This is a genomic window from Paenibacillus amylolyticus (assembly GCF_051136285.1).
GTDB classification, from domain to species: Bacteria; Bacillota; Bacilli; order Paenibacillales; family Paenibacillaceae; genus Paenibacillus; species Paenibacillus amylolyticus_F.
On record NZ_CP194938.1, the window covers coordinates 5,749,351 to 5,768,115 of the forward strand.

18 protein-coding genes are annotated in these 18,765 nt (G+C 45.6%); 12 read left to right on the forward strand and 6 right to left on the reverse strand.

Translation table 11 applies throughout. The features are described 5' to 3' along the window. Positions 1-7: 7 nt before the first annotated feature. The 9 genes from ACR8BL_RS24890 to ACR8BL_RS24930 all read left to right on the forward strand — a co-directional run bounded on the left by ACR8BL_RS24890 (position 8) and on the right by ACR8BL_RS24930 (position 9,054). Complete coding sequence (locus ACR8BL_RS24890; protein WP_434750024.1) at positions 8-859, forward strand: 3-hydroxyacyl-CoA dehydrogenase family protein; 852 nt, start codon at positions 8-10, stop codon at positions 857-859. A 12-nt stretch (positions 860-871) separates the two neighbouring features. Further along, complete coding sequence (locus ACR8BL_RS24895; RefSeq protein WP_434750025.1) at positions 872-1,927, forward strand: HAD-IIIC family phosphatase; 1,056 nt, start codon at positions 872-874, stop codon at positions 1,925-1,927. 15 nt (positions 1,928-1,942) lie between these two features. Next, positions 1,943-2,206, forward strand: coding sequence for an acyl carrier protein (locus ACR8BL_RS24900; RefSeq protein WP_090914983.1), 264 nt, complete (start codon positions 1,943-1,945; stop codon positions 2,204-2,206). After that, positions 2,203-3,087, forward strand: coding sequence for a hypothetical protein (locus ACR8BL_RS24905; RefSeq protein WP_434750026.1), 885 nt, complete (start codon positions 2,203-2,205; stop codon positions 3,085-3,087). The genes ACR8BL_RS24900 and ACR8BL_RS24905 overlap by 4 nt, the downstream gene beginning before the upstream one ends. A 23-nt stretch (positions 3,088-3,110) precedes the next feature. Next, a complete protein-coding gene (locus tag ACR8BL_RS24910) occupies positions 3,111-3,872 on the forward strand; it encodes a thioesterase II family protein (RefSeq protein WP_434750027.1) in 762 nt (253 codons plus the stop codon). A gap of 34 nt (positions 3,873-3,906) precedes the next feature. Next, positions 3,907-6,228 (forward strand): ABC transporter permease, encoded by a 2,322-nt coding sequence (locus ACR8BL_RS24915; protein WP_434750028.1) that lies wholly within the window; start codon positions 3,907-3,909, stop codon positions 6,226-6,228. A 12-nt stretch (positions 6,229-6,240) separates the two neighbouring features. Continuing rightward, on the forward strand, positions 6,241-7,008 hold the full coding sequence (locus ACR8BL_RS24920) for an ABC transporter ATP-binding protein (RefSeq protein WP_434750029.1): 768 nt from the start codon (positions 6,241-6,243) through the stop codon (positions 7,006-7,008). Between the two features lie 61 nt (positions 7,009-7,069). Then, on the forward strand, positions 7,070-7,705 hold the full coding sequence (locus ACR8BL_RS24925; RefSeq protein WP_434750030.1) for a TetR/AcrR family transcriptional regulator: 636 nt from the start codon (positions 7,070-7,072) through the stop codon (positions 7,703-7,705). 20 nt (positions 7,706-7,725) lie between these two features. Then, positions 7,726-9,054 carry an MFS transporter gene (locus ACR8BL_RS24930; RefSeq protein WP_434750031.1) on the forward strand — a complete coding sequence of 443 codons (1,329 nt, stop codon included), beginning with the start codon at positions 7,726-7,728 and terminating at the stop codon, positions 9,052-9,054. A gap of 237 nt (positions 9,055-9,291) precedes the next feature. On the opposite strand, the gene ACR8BL_RS24935 is transcribed toward ACR8BL_RS24930, so the two are convergent. The 4 genes from ACR8BL_RS24935 to nirB all read right to left on the reverse strand — a co-directional run bounded on the left by ACR8BL_RS24935 (position 9,292) and on the right by nirB (position 13,836). Then, the gene (locus tag ACR8BL_RS24935) at positions 9,292-9,921 is read right to left on the reverse strand and encodes a YfbR-like 5'-deoxynucleotidase (protein WP_434750032.1); all 630 of its coding nucleotides are present in this window, start codon (positions 9,919-9,921) and stop codon (positions 9,292-9,294) included. Between the two features lie 252 nt (positions 9,922-10,173). Further along, the gene (locus ACR8BL_RS24940) at positions 10,174-10,956 is read right to left on the reverse strand and encodes a formate/nitrite transporter family protein (RefSeq protein ID WP_434750033.1); all 783 of its coding nucleotides are present in this window, start codon (positions 10,954-10,956) and stop codon (positions 10,174-10,176) included. Positions 10,957-11,016: 60 nt separating this feature from the next. Further along, positions 11,017-11,343 carry a nitrite reductase small subunit NirD gene (gene nirD / locus ACR8BL_RS24945; protein ID WP_154887965.1) on the reverse strand — a complete coding sequence of 109 codons (327 nt, stop codon included), beginning with the start codon at positions 11,341-11,343 and terminating at the stop codon, positions 11,017-11,019. 63 nt (positions 11,344-11,406) lie between these two features. Further along, on the reverse strand, positions 11,407-13,836 hold the full coding sequence (gene nirB, locus ACR8BL_RS24950) for a nitrite reductase large subunit NirB (protein WP_434750034.1): 2,430 nt from the start codon (positions 13,834-13,836) through the stop codon (positions 11,407-11,409). Positions 13,837-14,117: 281 nt separating this feature from the next. On the opposite strand from nirB, the gene ACR8BL_RS24955 reads away from it, so the two are divergent. After that, a complete protein-coding gene (locus ACR8BL_RS24955) occupies positions 14,118-14,825 on the forward strand; it encodes a metal-dependent hydrolase (protein ID WP_434750035.1) in 708 nt (235 codons plus the stop codon). 210 nt (positions 14,826-15,035) lie between these two features. On the opposite strand, the gene ACR8BL_RS24960 is transcribed toward ACR8BL_RS24955, so the two are convergent. After that, positions 15,036-15,356: a hypothetical protein gene (locus ACR8BL_RS24960; RefSeq protein ID WP_434750036.1), complete on the reverse strand. Its 321-nt coding sequence runs from the start codon at positions 15,354-15,356 to the stop codon at positions 15,036-15,038. A gap of 202 nt (positions 15,357-15,558) precedes the next feature. Further along, positions 15,559-16,632 (reverse strand): M42 family metallopeptidase, encoded by a 1,074-nt coding sequence (locus ACR8BL_RS24965; RefSeq protein WP_434750037.1) that lies wholly within the window; start codon positions 16,630-16,632, stop codon positions 15,559-15,561. 663 nt (positions 16,633-17,295) lie between these two features. Between ACR8BL_RS24965 and spoVAC the strand changes: the two genes are divergently transcribed. Further along, the gene (gene spoVAC, locus ACR8BL_RS24970) at positions 17,296-17,748 is read left to right on the forward strand and encodes a stage V sporulation protein AC (protein WP_434753243.1); all 453 of its coding nucleotides are present in this window, start codon (positions 17,296-17,298) and stop codon (positions 17,746-17,748) included. Beyond that, positions 17,745-18,761, forward strand: coding sequence for a stage V sporulation protein AD (gene spoVAD, locus ACR8BL_RS24975; protein ID WP_434750038.1), 1,017 nt, complete (start codon positions 17,745-17,747; stop codon positions 18,759-18,761). The genes spoVAC and spoVAD overlap by 4 nt, the downstream gene beginning before the upstream one ends. Positions 18,762-18,765 lie beyond the last annotated feature (4 nt).

Genomic DNA, 18,765 nt, shown 5'->3' on the forward strand with positions numbered 1-18,765 from the left:
GTTAGGTATGCATAATCAGCTCATCGCAATCATTGGCGCAGGTGTTATGGGATGTGCTACGGCACTGGATGTTGCCAGAGCCGGGTATAAGGTCATTTTGCAGGATCATTCGGAGTCTGCCATTGCCCAGGCTCCAGATATCATACGACGTGAATACCGCTCGGCCTGCTTCTTGAAAAGAGGATACGGTGAGGTTCCGCTTGATTTCATTATGGATCGAATCTCTTTCCAGATACAGGACGAAGGTGTGGAAGAGGCCAGTATCATTATTGAAAATGTGACAGAACATATAGAGTCCAAAAAGGAAGTCTACGCGCGCTTAAGTCAAAAGGCTCGTCCTGATGCTCTTTATGCGTTGAACACAAGCTGTATTTCAGTCACTAAACTGGCGTCCTTTTTACCTGACCCGAGCCGTGCAATTGGCGTGCATCTGATGAATCCGGTTCCGGTTAAATCCATGGTGGAGGTGATCAAAGGACATCATACAACACCTGAGACAGAGCAGGGAATGGTAACCTTTCTGGAGTCTCTTGGCAAAAATCCGGTTGTCATCGAGGATCTGCCAGGCTTTGTATCGAACCGGCTCTCTCATTTGTTAATGAATGAAGCGGCCTTTATTGTCCAGGATGGTATTGCTACAGCTGAGCAGATCGATGCCATTATGAAGAAGGGGTTTAGTTATCAGATGGGTCCGCTGGAAACAGCAGATTTGATCGGCCTGGATACCGTCGTGCACTCGCTTAAAGTATTGTACGAAAGTTATCAGGATCCTAAATTCCGCTGTTGTCCGCTATTGCAGAAAATGGTGGATGCTGGACACTGGGGACGCAAGACAGGTCAAGGGTTCTATGCCTATTAACCAAAGGGAGGCATGTCCGTGGAGCAGATAAAAGATATCAAATGTATCGTATGGGATCTAGATCACACGATCTGGGATGGAGTTTTGCTTGAATCGGGGGATGTGCAGCTGAAGGCGCGCATGAAGGAGGTGATTGAACAATTAGACCGCCGTGGCATACTGCACTCCATCGCCAGTAAAAATGATGCAGAACTGGCCTGGGCCAAACTTACCGAATTGGGCATTGCCGAGTATTTTTTATACCCCGAGATCCATTGGGATGCGAAGTCCATATCCGTTGGGCGTATTCAGCAAAACATCAATATCGGAATGGATGCCATCTTGTTTGTAGACGACCAACCTTTTGAACTGGAGGAAGTGAAGAGTGTACATGCCGACATCCATGTTCTTCATGCAGATCAATATGAGACGATGCTGGATGATCCGAGACTGATGCCTCGATTTATTACAGCAGACTCTTCCCGCAGAAGGCAGATGTATCAGGCAGATACACTTCGAAAGCAGGCTGAAGAGCAGTATGAAGGTCCTTCGGAGAAGTTTCTGGCTTCACTTGGTATGAAGTTTACCATCTATGAAGCGACAGAGGATGATCTTCAGCGAGCTGAAGAACTAACGGTTCGAACGAATCAGTTGAATGCTACAGGGATCACCTACAGTTATGAGGAGTTACATCAGTTGATGACTTCGCAGGATCACTTGCTATTGGTGTGTGAACTTGAAGACAAGTACGGAACATATGGAAAGATCGGGCTTGCGCTTATTCATAAGCAGCCGGATATATGGAGACTGAACATGTTACTGATGTCGTGCCGAGTCATGTCAAGAGGAGCAGGAAGTGTACTGCTTACTTATATCATGCGTGAAGCACAGCAACAGGGCAAGAAGATGCTTGCTGATTTCAGAGACACCGGCAGAAACCGGATGATGAACATCAGCTATCGTTTTGCTGGTTTTACACAACTGTCTGCAGAACCTGATGGAAAGATCGTCTTTTCGCATGATTTGAAGCAGGTTGTGGAGTTTCCAGACTATATTGAAGTTTGTGTGCCTGAAAGACAACATCAATAACAAGGGGGAAGGAAATTGGATTATCGTCAGGAAATTCGAGAGTTTATTGGAAACAACCTCACCATGGAACATGAGGATGCTCAAATTAGTGACAACGATAACTATTTTGAAATGAGATTTGTCAATTCACTCTTTGCCATGCGTTTGGTGGATTTTGTAGAGCGCAGATTCCAGATTGAGATCGGAAATGACGATCTGGACTTGGCTAATTTCAGTACGATTAACCGGTTGCATGATCTCATTGAGAGAAAGCTTGCTGCGAAGGAGGTGGCACGATGATTTCAGCAAATCAGCCATCGGTGCGTCCGATCGCGAGCCCGGCAGCCAGTCCTTCCAATAAGTATATGTATCTGTTCCTGGCGATGTCCTTCGGTACTTGCTACGGTATTGCCAGCTTGTTCATGTTCTTTCCTGATTTCATTGTGCCAATCACAGGTGAGCTGCACCTGATGCATCCACTAGCTATGGTTGCTTTGTACTCTCCTTCCATTGCCGGATTAATTACATGTTATTTAATGGGAGGAAAAGACGCGCTGAAAGGCATGTTCCTGAAGCTGGTTCCACGCAAAAAGGATCTGTTCTGGATCCCTGTGATTATCGGGATTTCCGTCGTATTTGCTTCATCGATGCATTTTGGTTCTCTGCTGTTCGGCATACCGGTCCCTGATCTGACATATAGTGTACCGGAAATGATCTGGCTCGGCATTTTGAACTTGTTCAAAGAGACCGGACTCATCGGCGGGTTGTTTGGATGGATTGGATTTTTACTTCCGTTCCTGCAAGGCAAGTTAAAAAACAATGTAACAAGTGGTCTGATTACAGGACTCCTGTTTGGACTATGGGTGCTTCCGGGTTATCTGATTTCATCTTTCGGCACCTCAACCACATACATATACTACGTGGTGCAACTTATGGCATTTATCGTATTTCAGAGTTACATCTTCAATGCTACCAAAGGCACGCTGTTATTTTACCTTTTGGCATTTTGGCTTGTGGCTACTGGAAGTCAAATCGATCTGTATTACTTTAATCCGCAAGTACAGATCATGCAGTTTTTCTTCTTCGTAACATCGGCAATTATTATTCATATTATCTTTAAGCGTAAAAAAGTAGACACAACGCTCCAGACTTTTCCTGCATATGTTCTGGACACGAAATAGCAATTAACGGTGGTGATGGAGTGATGGCACAGACTTATCTTGAACGACTGCAAAAGGGCAGGGGGAACAGGCAGGTGATCTGTTTTCCTTATCTGGGTGGGTATGCCCAGAATTTTTATCCTTTAGTATCTCACTTTCCAGATACGGAAATATGGGCATTCACACCTCCCGGTCACGGGATGAACGCTGAAAAGCCTCTGCAACATATGCGGCTGCTTGTAGACCTCTACACGAACGAACTGCTGCCTGTCATCCAACCTGGCGCAATGTTGTTTGGGCATAGTCTGGGAGGAATTACAGCTTATTATGTTGCCCAGCGGTTACAACAGGAACTTCCAGATGTAGCGAAGACATTGCGGCTTGTGTTATCCGCCTGCAACACGCCTGCCGAATGTGGAATGAACCGTTACGACCAGATGTCTGATGAGCATCTGATCGATCACCTCTTTTCCTATGACGGTCTACCCAGAGATCTCATCCACGAAAAAGAACTTTTGCAGTATTTCATGCCTGTAATTCGGGCGGATTTTCGAATGCTTGAATCCGCAGCAACACTTGAATGTCAGCCTCTTTCACTGCCAGTGCTGTATCTGTGGGGAGAACGGGACACTGCCGTTCCCCTGCAGTCGGCGTTAAAGTGGGAACGATATTTCAATGTACCGATGAAGCTTCAGACCATTAGAGAAGGTACACACATGTTTATCATGCATCTACCTTCAACGGTGGCGCATTACCTGACAAGCTTTATGACTCCAGAATTAGAACGACTAAACATAGTAGAGTAGATGAGAGGAGCCATGTTTGTTTATGCTGCTGAGAATGCTGAGAAACGACTTAATGAGGAAAAAAGGAATTACGGCTGCGCTGTTTATCTTTGTAATGCTTGCCGCATTGCTGGTATCTTCCGGTTCTCGAATGATCATGGAACTGACAAGTTCCATTCAATACCTGTTCTCTGAATCAAAGACACCGCATTTTGTGCAAATGCACTCTGGAGAACTAGATCAGGCCAAAGTGAACACATGGGCCGAAGGTAATGCAATGGTTGAGCAGCATCAGATTGTCGAGATGGTTAACATCAATGGAGCCAACCTTTACATCGGGGCGGAGTCGGAAAAAAACACGGTCATGGATATTGACCTTGTTACACAAAATCAGGAATTCGACTATCTGCTTAATCTGAACAGTGAGATTATCCAGGTTCGTGATGGTGAAATTGCTGTGCCTGTGTACTATTTGCAGCGAAACAAATTAAATATCGGTGATCAGGTTCGGATCAATAATGGGGCTTTTGAGCGTTCGTACACCATTGTTGATTTTGTGCGTGATGCGCAGATGAATCCGTCCGTAGTTCACTCCAAGCGATTTATCGTAAGTCCAAGTGATTTGCAGCAATTAAAGCAGGGCGTAGGCGAGATGGAGTATCTGATCGAATTTCGTCTGCATGATCCTTCCAAAACCAGCGAATTTACGCAAGCTTATCAAAATGCAGGGCTTCCTAACGCTGGCCCGGTGGTGACATATGGTTTGTTCCAATTGCTTAATGCGATGACAGATGGAATTATCGCGGCTGTCATTATTTTGGTCAGCCTGGTGCTGATTCTCATTGCGATGCTGTGTATTCGTTTTACCATGCTCGCGACCATCGAGGAAGATTACCGCGAGATTAGTGTAATGAAAGCTATCGGGATCGCGGAGAAAGATATCAAGCAGCTCTATCTTGCCAAATATGTGTTTATGGCAGGGGTGGCCTCCATACTTGGATACGTGGCTTCCCTCGGAGTGAACCAACTTTTTGTATCCAACATTATGCTTTATATGGGAAAAGCCCCGGCAACATTGCTGCATTTCGCCATTCCTTTGCTCGCAGCAGGCTTAATCTTCGCGATGGTTGTCCTGTTTTGCCGGACGGTGCTGCGACGTTTTCGTTCCATCTCTGCTGTGGAAGCCCTTCGTACCGGCAGTCTGGGCGATACACAGATCATTCGGAATCGGTTAAGTCTGTCACGTAATCGATGGTCTTCCGTCCCTGTTTTTCTCGGGCTCAAGGAAGTGTTGCAGCGTGTCAAAATGTTCCGTTTGTTATTATTTGTGTTCATTGTCAGCTCATTTATTATGATTGTGCCACTTAACTTTTTAAACACACTACAGGCTCCAAGCTTCATATCTTATATGGGTGTAGGGCAAAGTGATATTCGAATCGATCTTAGGCATAGCGATGATGTAGAGCAGCGTTATGCTAATCTGGTTACCCAGATTAAAAACGATCCAGAAGTTCAAAAGTATTCACCTCTCGTAACGAGCCAGTTCAAGATCCGTAATGCAGAAGGCAGTTACGATAATCTTAGCGTAGAGAGCGGAGATTTCAGCATCTTTCCTTTATCTTATCTGAGTGGAAAAGCCCCGGCGACTGATCGCGAGATTGCTCTCTCGGATGCAAACAGTGGTGAACTCAAACTGAAAACAGGGGATCAGCTGACCTTACAGGTGAGTGGTAAAGATCAGGGGATGACCGTCAGCGGCATCTATCAGGATGTTACGAATGGCGGAAAAACAGCGAAGGCGCTGTTACCTTACAACAAAGAAAGTGTGCTGTGGTATGTAGTCAGTTTGGATCTGAAAGACCGTGGTGTAATGGCTGCCAAAATTGCATCGTATGAGAAAGACTTCTCGCCAGCGCGCGTAACCGATCTCCAAGGATACTTAAGTCAAACGCTTGGTGGCACGATTCAGCAATTGAAACTGGTGACTACACTTGCACTGACAATTGGTGTATTCATATCAATTCTGATCACTTCACTGTTCCTGCAGATGATGGTTGCCAAAGATAACAATGATATTGCTGTATTACGAAGTCTCGGTTTTGCTTTATCCAAGATCAAGCTGAAGTATGTTGTGATGTCACTCGCCATCCTTATTGTGGGTGTGGCAGCAGGTACAATCCTGTCGAACACACTTGGGCCGAAGCTGGTTAGCGCTATAATGTCCTCGTTTGGCGCTTCGGATATCGTGTTTGTGGTTGATCCGATGCAGGCGTATGTGCTCTGTCCATTGCTGCTGGCAGGAACGATTATTATTACAGCGTGGATTAGCATTCAGTCGATTCGGGAAACTAGCATTTCGAAAATGATTGTGGAATAGGGAGGCATAACCATGACAACGATACTTGAAGCAAAAGATGTGAATAAATCGGTAGCAATTGGCGAGAATGAAGAACAGCGTATTCTGAAAGATATCAATCTCCAGCTAAAAAAAGGAGAGTTTGTTTCCATCATGGGCCCGTCCGGTTCGGGCAAATCGACCTTGCTCTATAACATCAGCGGCATGGATCAGATCAGCACAGGCAGTGTTTTCTTTAATGGCAAGCAAATATCAGCGTTTCCAGAGAAAGAGCTGGCGAGTCTGCGCTTGACCAAAATGGGTTTTATTTTTCAAAATATCCATCTGCTCAAAAATTTAAATCTGCTGGACAATATTATTCTTTCCGCTTATTTGGCCAATAACAGCAACCGGGACACCATCAACAACCGTGCAATGTCATTAATGAAAAAAATGGGGATCGACGAGCTGGCTCAGCACAACATTACCCAAGCTTCGGGTGGACAACTGCAACGGATCGCGATCTGCCGGGCACTGATCAATAATCCGGACATTCTGTTCGGAGATGAGCCGACGGGAGCATTGAATTCCAAATCTACACACGAGATTATGGATATTCTCGGTGATATTAATGCAGCAGGAACTACGGTTCTACTCGTAACGCACGATGTTAAAGTTGCCGCCCGCTCGGAACGAGTGCTGTTTATGATGGACGGCAATCTGGTTGCGGATAAAAACATCGGAAAGTATGACAAGGATAAACAGGATCTGAAGTCGAGAGAGAGTCGATTGGCCCAATGGTTAACGGAAATGGGGTTCTAAACTTAGAGCTTCATGACTAAAATAGACCGACAGTCGGTCGAGAGGTAATGGAGGACAGAATATGAGATTGATGAAAAATCCGGAGGAACGCAGAAATGAAATTTTGAATGCGGCCGAAATTCTGTTCGTGACCAAAGGGTACACCAAAGCAACGATTATGGATATCCTCCAAGCCTGTGACATTGCCAAAGGCACATTTTATTATTACTTCCAGTCTAAAGAGGAGGTCATGCATGCCATCGTTATGCGTTTTATTATGAGCGGCGAAGCTGCGGCGAGACGTGTGGTCGCAGATCCCAAACTCAGTGCACATGATAAAATTTTCCGCATTATTATGGCCCAGAATCAGCCCGACGATCGAAAGCTTGGAGTAATCGAGCAACTGCACAGTGTGCAAAATGTGGAGATGCATCAAAAAAGTTTGGTCGAAACCGTACTTCGTCTAAGCCCCATCCTGGCAGAAGTGGTGGAACAGGGCATTCAGGAAGGGGTATTTCGTACCCCGGATCCTCAAGAGAGCATTGAGTTTTTACTGGTTTCCTCGCAGTTTTTGCTGGATCAGGGGATTTTTCATTGGGATGAAGGAGAGTTTCAGAAGAAGGTGAGAGCATTCAGCCAGATCATGGAACGGGTGCTGGGTGCCGAAAATGAAAGCTTCGCCTATGTAACTGAATTGTATTTTCCACATCAAGCTTAACAAGTAAAGGAGTCGTAAATATGGAACAAACTGCTCACAAATCGTTTGGTAAATTTCTAATTGTCTGGTTTGGTCAGTTGATCTCGATGATTGGTATCGGACTTACCGCGTTCTCTCTGGGGGTGTATGCCTTCGAAAAAACAAACACAGCAACCAGCGTTGCGCTAATTACCTTATTCACATTTTTGCCCAACATTCTGCTTCGTCCTATTGGCGGTGTGTTGGCCGATCGATTTGACCGTCGTACGATGATGATTATTGGTGACCTTGGCTCAGCAGCCGGACTGGTGTTTATACTGTCTATTATGCTCACGGGGGATATTCAGTTATGGCATATCTACGTAGGTGTGGCATTCAGTTCTGTATTCTCGGCGCTGCAAAGTCCGGCATATAAAGCCTCAGCAACGGACCTGCTGGATAAGGATCAGTTCGCCAAAGGCAGCGGGCTTGTGCAGCTTGCGGAATCCTCCAAGTTTTTATTTTCACCCATTATCGCAGGTATTCTGCTTAGTGTCACAACGATTGAAGTTATTATGGTCATTAACATTGCGACGTTCCTTGTTGCCATTCTGGCCGTGCTGGTTATTCGCAAGAGCATGAAGGTGGAGCGGGAAGACAAAGAAGATCACAACTGGTTGACTGATATTAAGGAAGGCTGGAGAGAGGTTGTAACGAATAAAGGAGTACTGCTGCTCGTTATTATCATTTCGTTGGTTACCTTCTATCTCGGGTTTCTGGAGACACTTATCGGTCCTATGCTGCTGTCGTTTACCGATGCCAAGACCCTGGGAACGTTTCAGTCCGTTAGTGCAATCGGTATGCTGATCAGCAGCCTGTGCATCGGTATTTTCACCATGACCAAGAAATATGCAAGTGTGCTGGTTGCAGGATTAGTCATGTGTGGTCTGGCCTTCTCACTGCTGGGCGTTTCAACAAATATTTACTTTATCATCTTTGCCGGATTTTTGTTCCTCTCCTCATTGCCGTTTGTTAATATGAGCGCAGATGTGTTGGTGCGTAATAATATAGCGAATGAAAAGCAGGGCAGAGTGTGGGGGATTATCGGTATCTTGTCCCAACTTGGATTCATTGTCGCCTACAGTTTAGCTGGATTTTTGGCAGACCATGTGTTTAATCCACTTATGATGGAGGGCGGAGCACTGGCATCATCCGTAGGTCAGATTATCGGAACAGGGCCAGGTAGAGGCATCGCTTTGTTGTTCATCATTGCAGGTATATTCGTCATTCTGATCGCGATCGTGACGTCACGTCTGAAAATGATCAAGTCACTGGAGCAAAGTAGTGATATTACATCACCTCCCGATGTGGGCGGACTTGCACATGATTAAGAGTTAAATGATTAAAAGGTTATCTTTGCAACAGTAGGCAAAAATCCCTTGTCTCCCCTTGTGAACCGTTCTGTTATCGAACGATGCACATGTGGCCCAGACGAGGGATTTTTGTGTTCATATATGACATCATTAATGCACATATCGCCAGAATAGAGTAAAGCCAGCATATCAAAGCAATAAAACAACAAAAAAAGCTTTGTCCATGGATCTAGGCCATCCGGTGGGCAGAGCTTTTTATTGCGACAACGCTTCTTCAGTTATTTGGCGGATATCAAACGGGGAGCGAATACCTTCTTCGATGATGTCTGGCAGGATGTGATTCAGGAAATAACGGACACAGTGGAGGTCGATATTTTTGATCTTGATTAATGCGTAGCGGTACATGACAATGAATTCTTTTTCCGTATTGCCGCGCTGTAGTTCTGCAAATGCTTCATAGACCTGATCCATCTTGTCAGCCACTTCAAGAATAAGACCTTCAACGGAGTTATCTTTGCCTTCGCGAAGTTGTCTGCGGAAAATGTCTTGGAACTCTGGCGGGATATTCTCATTAATAAAATGGGATACCATGCCTTCTTCCACCTGCTGCAGCATGGAACGAAGCTCCAGTGAATAATGTTTGACCGGGGTTTTGATATCACCAATGAAAATTTCACCATAATCATGGCTGCTGGTTATCTCATACAACTTTTTCCAATCAATACTTACACCTTGCTGTTCCTCGATATCGGCGAGTGTTTTAGCATACTGCACGACTTTCCAGGAATGGGCTGAAACACAGTGCTCTTCAAACTTGAATTTGCCAGGGGTGCGAATGATGCGTTCGAGATCGTTCAGCGATCGAAAGTACGTATGGATTCCCATAGAAGTGATCATCCTTTGCTAGTTTGAGTAGTCAATACATCGACTATACTGCTGTTATGTTAACCGGAGATTAAGGATGTATACACCATTTGTAAATTTGTAAAGGGAAGATCAAAAAGCCACGGAGTGCTGAATCAGATTCAGCATCCCCGTGGCTGTGAGATAAAGATTAGATCGATTACCAGTGAAATTTCTTCATTTTAGAAATCTATGTTTAGTAGAAACGATAGAAACATAGGAACGATCAGAATATTACGCTTTTTTACGTACCGGTGAAGTGTACCAGTAAGCCATGCCAACAAACAGGGCGCCACCGATAATGTTACCAAGTGTGACTGGAATCATGTTATGGAACCAGCCAGCGAGAGAAATCGTATCCGGGTGGTTAGGCAACAGCCAAGCCAGGGACAGGAGTGTCATATTGGCTACACTGTGCTCATATCCGCTTGCGATAAAGGCGTACAGACACCACCAGATGAGAACCAGCTTGGCAATATCTTCTTTGGAGCGGGCAGACATCCAGATGGCCAGACATACGAGCCAGTTACAGAGAATGCCGCGGAAGAAGAGTTCAGTCACTGGGGCAGCCATCTTTTTGGCAGACACAACGAACAGCAGATGCTCCGGGGTGGCTGTTTTGAAGAGGCCGCTTCCAACAATCAGCAGGCTGAGCAGGACGGCACCGATCAGGTTGCCGAGAAAGACAAGTCCCCAGTTTTTCAGCGTTTCATTTACTGTGGTTCGCCCTGCAAGTGTGCTCATCGTAAAAAACATGTTGTTGCCTGTGAACAGTTCCGACCCGGCAAAGATAACCAGCGTCAAGGCGAGTCCGAAGGACATGCCCATCAGCATCGTTTGCAGCGGTGAATGTGCTGCCAGCAACGGAGCTCCGATACTAAAGATCAGGATAATGCCCAGACCCACATATGCACCTGCCATTAGGGCAGCAACCATGTAACGTGGCAAACTTGCATTCATCTGGTCTCTTTTTTTAACGGCTGCTTCAATAATTCCTTCAACACTTGGTGTATACATCTTGGTTTCCCCCATTAGTCAACATCAATCTTAATCCCCAATGTTACAGTAGAGCAGAGGTTATACAGCAATCCAGACCTGGTCGTTCTCCACCTTGACCGGATACATCTGCACTTGACCGTTGTCTGGTGCTTGCACCTGACCTGTTGTCAAATCAATTTTCCAATCATACAGTGGATCATAGAGATAGTGTCCAGAGACTATGCCTTCCGCCAGCGGCCCACCCTTAGGGTGGGGGTTATGGTTGTCAGCAGCAAAGATGGTGCCATCCGAAGCACGGAATACCGCAAGCTGAAGATCTTCGATCTCGACAACTCTGCCAATGCGTGGAAGAAATTCATCTATAGCTCCAGCCGGGAAATACGTGCCTGTTTGTTTGGTTGTCATCGTAAACCACTCCTTTGGTATCAATTTGTTTCTCTAATTGAATCCAATATAATCTGATTTTCTTTATGGACGAGCCGTAACTTCAATGCTATGGAACATTTTGCTTTGGCCTTCTTCATCACGAATCGCTTTTTGCCATGGTTCTTCCACCTGTTCAAGGGCAAACTCGATCCGTTCCATCAGTGCTTTACGTTCCTCAACGTTATCCACAACAACCGAGCGGATATGCTCCAGACCCATACGTTCTACCCATTCGGAAGTACGTTCCAGATAATTACCTGTCTCGCGGTAATATTGCATGATGGCTCCGCACAATTCAATCAGTTCATCATCGGTTTTCACTTTGCATAGCGAGTCAGCAAGTCTTGCTTTGATCCCGCCATTACCACCGATAAAGATTTCCCATCCACCGTCATTACCAACGATCCCGATATCCTTCGTGCATGCTTCTGCACAGTTCCGAGGACACCCGTTTACGGCATATTTGAATTTGGCTGGCAGATCCAGACGTTCGAATTTACGTTCGATTCTTTCACCCATTGCCATGGAATCTTGTGTACCGAAGCGGCAGAATTGGGAACCGACACACGTTTTAACGGTACGAAGTGATTTGGCGTAGGCGTAACCTGAAGGCATATCCAGTTCAGCCCATACTTTAGTCAGATCTTCTTTTTTGACACCAATTAGATCCAGACGCTGACCGCCTGTAACTTTAACGGCCTTAATATCATATTTGACTGAAACGTCAGCGATTCGTTTTAGATCCGCTGGTGTTGTTACCCCGCCATACATCCGAGGTACGACGGTGTATGTTCCGTCTTTTTGAATGTTGGCGTTCATACGTTCGTTGACAAAACGGGATTCTTTCTCATCCTCATGTGTGTCCGGATAGATCATGCCAAGATAGTAGTTGATGGCCGGACGACATTTCGAGCAGCCCTCAGGCTGGCTCCAGCCAAGCACGTTCATGACTTCCTTGCTCGTTTGCAAGCCTTTTTCCCGGATCTCAGCAACAATCTCATCCCGTCCGAGGGATGTGCAGCTGCAGATTCCCTGTTTGCCCCCGGCAGTGAAGCTATCTCCAAGCACATATTGTAAAATCTGTTCCACCACCGGTTTACATCCTCCGCAAGAGCGGGTTGCACCGGTGCAGGCTTTAATCTCATCAATCGTAGTAAGACCCTGATTGGTAATAACATCCACGATGGCACCTTTGGTCACGCCATTACATCCACAGACGATTTCGTCTTCAGGCATGGTCTCAACAGAAGTTGTTTTTTTGTGACCGCCGCAACCTGTACCCATAAGGGAACTGTACAATTCATCCGTCATTTCCGTTTGGTTTTTGATTAGTTTCTGCAGTTCGGCAGAATCGGTAATGTCTCCGAAGAGTACGGCACCTACCATTTTGTTGTCACGAAGCAGAATTTTTTTGTACGTTCGTTTCCAGTCGTCCTTTTGCGAAATCACGATATGTTCCGGGCTGTCAATGAATTCACCAGTAGAGAAGACGTCTACACCCGAAATTTTCAATTTGGTGGATACAACCGAGCCTTCATACGGAGCAGTTTCGACCCCGCAGATATGTTTTGCAAGAATCATCCCTTGTTCAAACAATGGCGCCACAAGCCCGTAACATACACCGCGATGTTCATTACATTCTCCGACAGAGTAAACGTCTTTTAGTGAAGTCTGCATGTAGTCATCCACGATGATGCCCCGGTTGACTTCGATACCGCTCTCGCGGGCCACAGCTGTATTAGGTTTAATACCAACCGCCATGACCACAAAATCAACATTCAGCACAGATTCGTCGGCAAAACGTATGCCTTCAACCCGGTCACCACCCAGCAGTTCGGAAGTTTGGGCGCCCATTTTGAACTTGATTCCCTGACGTTCCAGTTCAGCTTTCAACATGGCAGAAGCCTGAGGATCCAGCTGTCGTTCCATCAGATCATCCATGAGATGCACAACGGTAACGTCCATACCGAGTTGTACCAGTCCTTTGGCTGCTTCCAGACCTAGCAGTCCGCCCCCGATGACAGCTGCCTTTTTGTATTCTTTTGCAGCTTCCAGCATGATATTGCAGTCGGCGATATCACGGAAACCAACGACACCCTGCTTGTCATGTCCGGGTACAGGGAGGATGAAAGAACTCGAACCCGTTGCAATGATAATTTTGTCATACGGAGAGCGGTGTCCATCTTCGGTTACTACTTCACGAGTCTCGGCATCAATGCGGGCAACCGTTGTGCCTGTGTGTAGCGTAATGCCATAGTCCTTGTACCAGTGGAGATCATTAAGGACAATGTCATCCAGCGTTTTGCTACCTTCCAGTACATAGGACAACATAATTCGATTGTAGTTAGGATAAGGTTCTGTACCAAAAACCGTAATATCAAAACGTGAAGTTAATTTTAGAATTTGTTCCACGGTGCTAATTCCGGCCATACCATTACCGATCACGACTAATTTCTCTTTATTTCCGTTCATATGTGTAGCCCTCCCTTGGATAAATACCACGATAATACCGAAATTTTTAAATTCTTATATTTTATATTAAAAAGTATACCATGCGTTTCCAGACTAAAATGTGATTTATTTCACTAATTACGATAGATCATTCATATGAAAATAAGTGTGATGACCGTCACGAAACTAAAAATATTTTTAGAAATGAGAAATACGAACTATTGTTCTTGTTTTTGGATCGAGGTATGATCGTAGTGGGCTTGGCTACATTCCCTATTTTCTCGAAAGGACGTTTTTGCATCATGATGGGAAGATCCCACCTGATTATCGGTACAGGCGTTTCGCTTTCAGTATTACAGCTGATGGGATTGCAGGTTACAGCTCCCGCAGTAACGGTAGCCCTGATTGGCTCATTGTTGCCAGACATTGATGAGCCGAATTCATTGCTGGTATCCAAAGCACTGCCGAGCAGCCTCATTCGGCTGTTGCAGACGATTCTTTTGCCTGCGGCTGTATTTGTGTATTTTTATGTTCAGGCAAAACCTTGGAATTTGTTGCTCGCCATACTGATCGGGCTTGTGTCGTTCCTGCCGTCACGCTCGCTACGTAAAGTGCTGATGTTTGGCATTGGATTAGGCTTGGTTTTTTATGGTCAGGCTTTTGCTCCGTGGAATCTGATTGCAGGTAGTTTGCTTATGTTATGTACAACACTGACACACAGGGGGCTGACGCATACCTTGTATGGAACGGCCATCTGGACAGGTTTGTTGTATAGTACAACACAGCAGCAAGGCCCAGAGATTTGGGTAGCTGGAGGTTCCGCTTATGCTCTGCATTTGATTGCTGATTCGTTGACCAATCGGGGTATACGGCCTTTGCCGCCGTTAAAGCTGCGCATCCGGGCGAACCTGATGAGTACCGGAACCAAGCATGGGGCAGTTGTGGAAAATGTCTGTGTTATACTAACACTGATTTTGGCTTGGTTTGCTTTCTCACCTTTATTTCTGTAGTTCACACAAACGCCAGCCCATCTTTATGGACTGGCGTTTTTAATGTCAGAAGAAAGGCAATCTCAGACTTTTGTAGGTGTACCGCTAAGCGTATCGATATCTGTGGAACCAAACACAAATAAAACGATAAGAATAAGTACAATCAACATCTCGGCAAATCCGATTCCATCAAACTCAGACATCACAGCCACCTCTTTTCTTGCTTGGCATTTAGGAATTTACCCGCTGCTGAAAAGCCTGAATAACATCGTTCAGGGTCATATCCCGGCCCGTTTCATCCAAAAATTGCACTAGTTTATCTGAATTGGAGGGTTCGACCTTTTGAAGTGTTTTATACTGGCCGACTAATTCTACAACCAATGTAGCTTCTCTAAACAGCGTGACCGCATCCACTCTTAATTTCCCGCTAACCAATAATGCTGCAACAATCAGTTCAAGTTGTTTTCCTTTTAGATTGCCATTGAGAAGGTTGTTCGCGGCATTAGTTTTTTTGGAACCTTTATTTGATTTTCCATTCCTTCTCATTGCCATACAAGGATCCCCCGCTGGTTGATGTGATGATGGTTCATGTTTAGTTAACTAACCTTCCATTATCGTATCTTATGTAATTGATTCTTAACATGTTCGAACGATCAATCTATTTATATGCAATAGAAAAAGAGATACCCCGAAAAAGATTCGATAAGGTATCTCTGTAGTTTTAAAGCTCACAAAATTTTGCTCTAGTCCTGGATCAAGCGTTATTAATAATGGTTTCCATCGTTGTGCGATCGAGACCTTTCACCAGTTTTACGATCAGCTCTTTGGCTGCATCATAATCGTCCGTATGAATAATGGAAGAAGAGGTGTGAATATATCGGCCACAGATGCCGATTACGGTGGAAGGTACACCAATACCGCTCAAGTGAACCTGACCTGCATCAGTACCGCCTGGCGAGATGAAATACTGCATTTTAATCTGATTGGAAGAAGCCGTGTCCTGAACATATTCAACGATACTGCGATGCGTGAACATGCCAGGGTCAAGTATGCGGAGCAGTGCACCTTGACCAATATGACCAAAGGACTGTTTGTCACCCGTCATATCGTTGGCAGCACTACAATCCAGAGCAAAGAAAATGTCCGGTTGAATAAGATTAGCTGCTGTACGTGCTCCGCGCAGACCCAGTTCCTCTTGAACCGTTGCACCTGAATAGAGAATATTGGGAAATTTTTCCTTGTGGAGTTCTTCCATGAGTTCCAGGGCTAGTCCAACACCATAACGGTTATCCCAAGCTTTTGCCATGATTTTCTTTGGATTGGCCAATGGTGTGAATTCACAGATCGGTACGATTTGCATCCCCGGACGGATACCCCACGATTCTGCTTCTGCCCGGTCATCCGCTCCAATATCCAGATACATCGAATTCAGATCTACCGGTTTGTTGCGTTGGGATTCATCCAGCAGGTGAGTAGGTGTAGAGCCGACAACGCCTGTGATTCGGCGCTCAGGTGTAATGATCTGAAGACGCTGTGATAGTACAGCCTGACTCCACCATCCACCCAGTGGGCGAAATTTAACCATACCTGCTTCTGTAATACCTGAGGTCATAAAACCCACTTCATCAAAATGTCCGGCAACCATAACTTTAGGTCCAGATTCTTCCCCGCGCAGTACACCAAAAAGACTGCCCAGACGATCCTGTACAAATTCATCGGTATAGGCGGACATTTGCTCTTTCATCCAGCCGCGCAGCTCGCGTTCAAAACCGGAAGCGGAAGGGAATTCTGTTAGTGTACGGAACATGTCCAACGTTTTTTTATTCATTTGTTAACAACTCCTCTGTCGATATGTATATGAATATGAGCTCACAGCAGAACGGCTACTGGGCTGATGTCCTTTTTTCGTGTAAAGGACTCGTTATTAACCACTGGTCACATTATAGTATGAAGCTTGTACATATGATTGTCTATGTTTATATTACGTTTTTAAGGCATGATTTTGCAGGCTCAGCCGGGATTTTCCGTTCCTCCATCCGCATTTGTCTCAATCCCCAGGCTGCACTCATGAATATGATTATAGAAGGCAGCCATGTTCCTCAGTAATCATGCGGTTCTGTTAACTACGTTTAAGCGCAAGAGGAAGGAGTCAGATATTAGATGAAGCCTCCTGAAGAAGGTAATGAGAAGGTGCTGTTCATTGTGCTCTTTATTTTGCTCGTCATCATTCTTCTTTATTTATAAACCCATTAAAGACTGTAAACCAGATTAAGCGGCGTGATCTCCTAATACATCCTCTGTCTGTTCCTCTTTGGAAACATATGCTGTTCCTCGCCGGATACATAACCTTCCCGATAATAACAAACAATGTATAGAAGTGCTCCACAATCGCCATGCAGCTGCAGCTGTATCTGTAAACATTCACATAAAGGAGGTCCTATGCTTGCCAGAACAATCTGCAACCGGAAAAAAGAAAACCTCATCGCTCTCGATGGATGAAAAGGAATATAAAAAGGTCGCCAAAAAACACGAGCCTTCGCGTCCGATTTTGAAAAACTGCATCAAGGCTTTCTTTGTGGGGGGAACCGTCTGTTTGATTGGACAAGCCATACAGGAAGCCTTCATGGCTGGTATGGACATGACTTCCAAAGAGGCTTCCAGTCCTACTGTCGCGGTCATGATTCTGATCTCGGTTATTCTGACTTGCCTTGGTATATACGACAAAATCGCCCAGTGGGCAGGCGCTGGCACAGCTGTTCCGGTGACCGGGTTCGCGAATTCCATGTGTTCCGCTGCACTGGAGCATCGTGCGGAGGGGCTGGTGCTCGGTGTTGGAGCAAATATGTTTAAACTTGCCGGCTCCGTCATTGTGTTTGGGGTTGTTGCAGCGTTTATTATTGGGATCGTGTATGCCTTTCTGGGATTCGGAGGTGGTCATCTATGAAACGGCTCGGCCGTCAAACATGGGAGTATGATCATCAGCCGCGAATTATCGGGAGAGCCACAGTTGTAGGACCCGATGAAGGCAAGGGGCCGTTATCTTCTGATTTTGACTACATCTATGACAATCTTGAGATTGGTGAGAAAACGTGGGAGAAAGCAGAGCGTAAATTACTCGAACAAGCGTCTCAGTTGGCATTGGTGAATGCCAATCTTACCAAGGAAGAAGTGCACTATTTTGTTGGCGGCGATCTGATGAACCAGATTATCAGCAGTTCATTCGCTGCTAGAAAACTCGGCGTTCCTTATCTCGGTGTATTTGGAGCCTGTTCTACCTCCATGGAAACGTTAGCGCTGGCTTCCATGATTGTTGATTCCGGTGCCGGGGATTATGTACTCGCTGGAACAGTGAGCCATAACTGCACGGTGGAGAAACAATTTCGTTATCCAACGGAGTATGGTTCCCAGAAGCCACCTTATGCGCAGTACACTGTTACTGGCTCGGGTTGTGGTGTTGTTTCTCGCACGGGTGAAGGCCCTGTTATTACCAAAGCGACCATTGGACGGATCATGGATCTCGGTATCAAAGATCCGTTTAATATGGGAGCAGCCATGGCGCCAGCAGCGGCAGATACGATTATTTCTCATTTCAGAGATACCGGACTGGAGCCAGGGTATTATGATCTGATTGTTACAGGGGATCTGGCATCTGTCGGTTTGCCAATTACCAAGGAGCTTTTGCATAAGGAAGGTATTCCGATGGAGCAGACGGTTTTCAACGATTGTGGACTGATGATCTATGATCGTGAGAAACAGACTCAAGTTGTTGCCGGGGGAAGCGGCTGCGGTTGTTCGGCTACCGTAACTTATGGGCATATTCTGAACCGGATGCAAAAGGGTGATCTGAAGCGAGTGCTTGTTGTTGCAACAGGGGCGCTTCTGTCTCCGCTCTCATATCAGCAGGGTGAAAGTATTCCATGTATCGCTCATGCTGTCGCTATTGAACAGGAGGGTTAAAAGA

Bases quoted from the DNA above. Each gene is read 5' to 3' on its own strand.
- ACR8BL_RS24890 (WP_434750024.1), top strand. From the start codon at position 8: ATGCATAATCAGCTCATCGCAATCATTGGCGCAGGTGTTATGGGATGT.
- ACR8BL_RS24895 (WP_434750025.1), top strand. From the start codon at position 872: ATGTCCGTGGAGCAGATAAAAGATATCAAATGTATCGTATGGGATCTA.
- ACR8BL_RS24905 (WP_434750026.1), top strand. From the start codon at position 2,203: ATGATTTCAGCAAATCAGCCATCGGTGCGTCCGATCGCGAGCCCGGCA.
- ACR8BL_RS24910 (WP_434750027.1), top strand. From the start codon at position 3,111: ATGGCACAGACTTATCTTGAACGACTGCAAAAGGGCAGGGGGAACAGG.
- ACR8BL_RS24915 (WP_434750028.1), top strand. From the start codon at position 3,907: ATGCTGAGAAACGACTTAATGAGGAAAAAAGGAATTACGGCTGCGCTG.
- ACR8BL_RS24920 (WP_434750029.1), top strand. From the start codon at position 6,241: ATGACAACGATACTTGAAGCAAAAGATGTGAATAAATCGGTAGCAATT.
- ACR8BL_RS24925 (WP_434750030.1), top strand. From the start codon at position 7,070: ATGAGATTGATGAAAAATCCGGAGGAACGCAGAAATGAAATTTTGAAT.
- ACR8BL_RS24930 (WP_434750031.1), top strand. From the start codon at position 7,726: ATGGAACAAACTGCTCACAAATCGTTTGGTAAATTTCTAATTGTCTGG.
- ACR8BL_RS24935 (WP_434750032.1), bottom strand. From the start codon at position 9,921: ATGGGAATCCATACGTACTTTCGATCGCTGAACGATCTCGAACGCATC.
- ACR8BL_RS24940 (WP_434750033.1), bottom strand. From the start codon at position 10,956: ATGTATACACCAAGTGTTGAAGGAATTATTGAAGCAGCCGTTAAAAAA.
- nirD (WP_154887965.1), bottom strand. From the start codon at position 11,343: ATGACAACCAAACAAACAGGCACGTATTTCCCGGCTGGAGCTATAGAT.
- nirB (WP_434750034.1), bottom strand. From the start codon at position 13,836: ATGAACGGAAATAAAGAGAAATTAGTCGTGATCGGTAATGGTATGGCC.
- ACR8BL_RS24955 (WP_434750035.1), top strand. From the start codon at position 14,118: ATGATGGGAAGATCCCACCTGATTATCGGTACAGGCGTTTCGCTTTCA.
- ACR8BL_RS24960 (WP_434750036.1), bottom strand. From the start codon at position 15,356: ATGGCAATGAGAAGGAATGGAAAATCAAATAAAGGTTCCAAAAAAACT.
- ACR8BL_RS24965 (WP_434750037.1), bottom strand. From the start codon at position 16,632: ATGAATAAAAAAACGTTGGACATGTTCCGTACACTAACAGAATTCCCT.
- spoVAC (WP_434753243.1), top strand. From the start codon at position 17,296: ATGGATGAAAAGGAATATAAAAAGGTCGCCAAAAAACACGAGCCTTCG.
- spoVAD (WP_434750038.1), top strand. From the start codon at position 17,745: ATGAAACGGCTCGGCCGTCAAACATGGGAGTATGATCATCAGCCGCGA.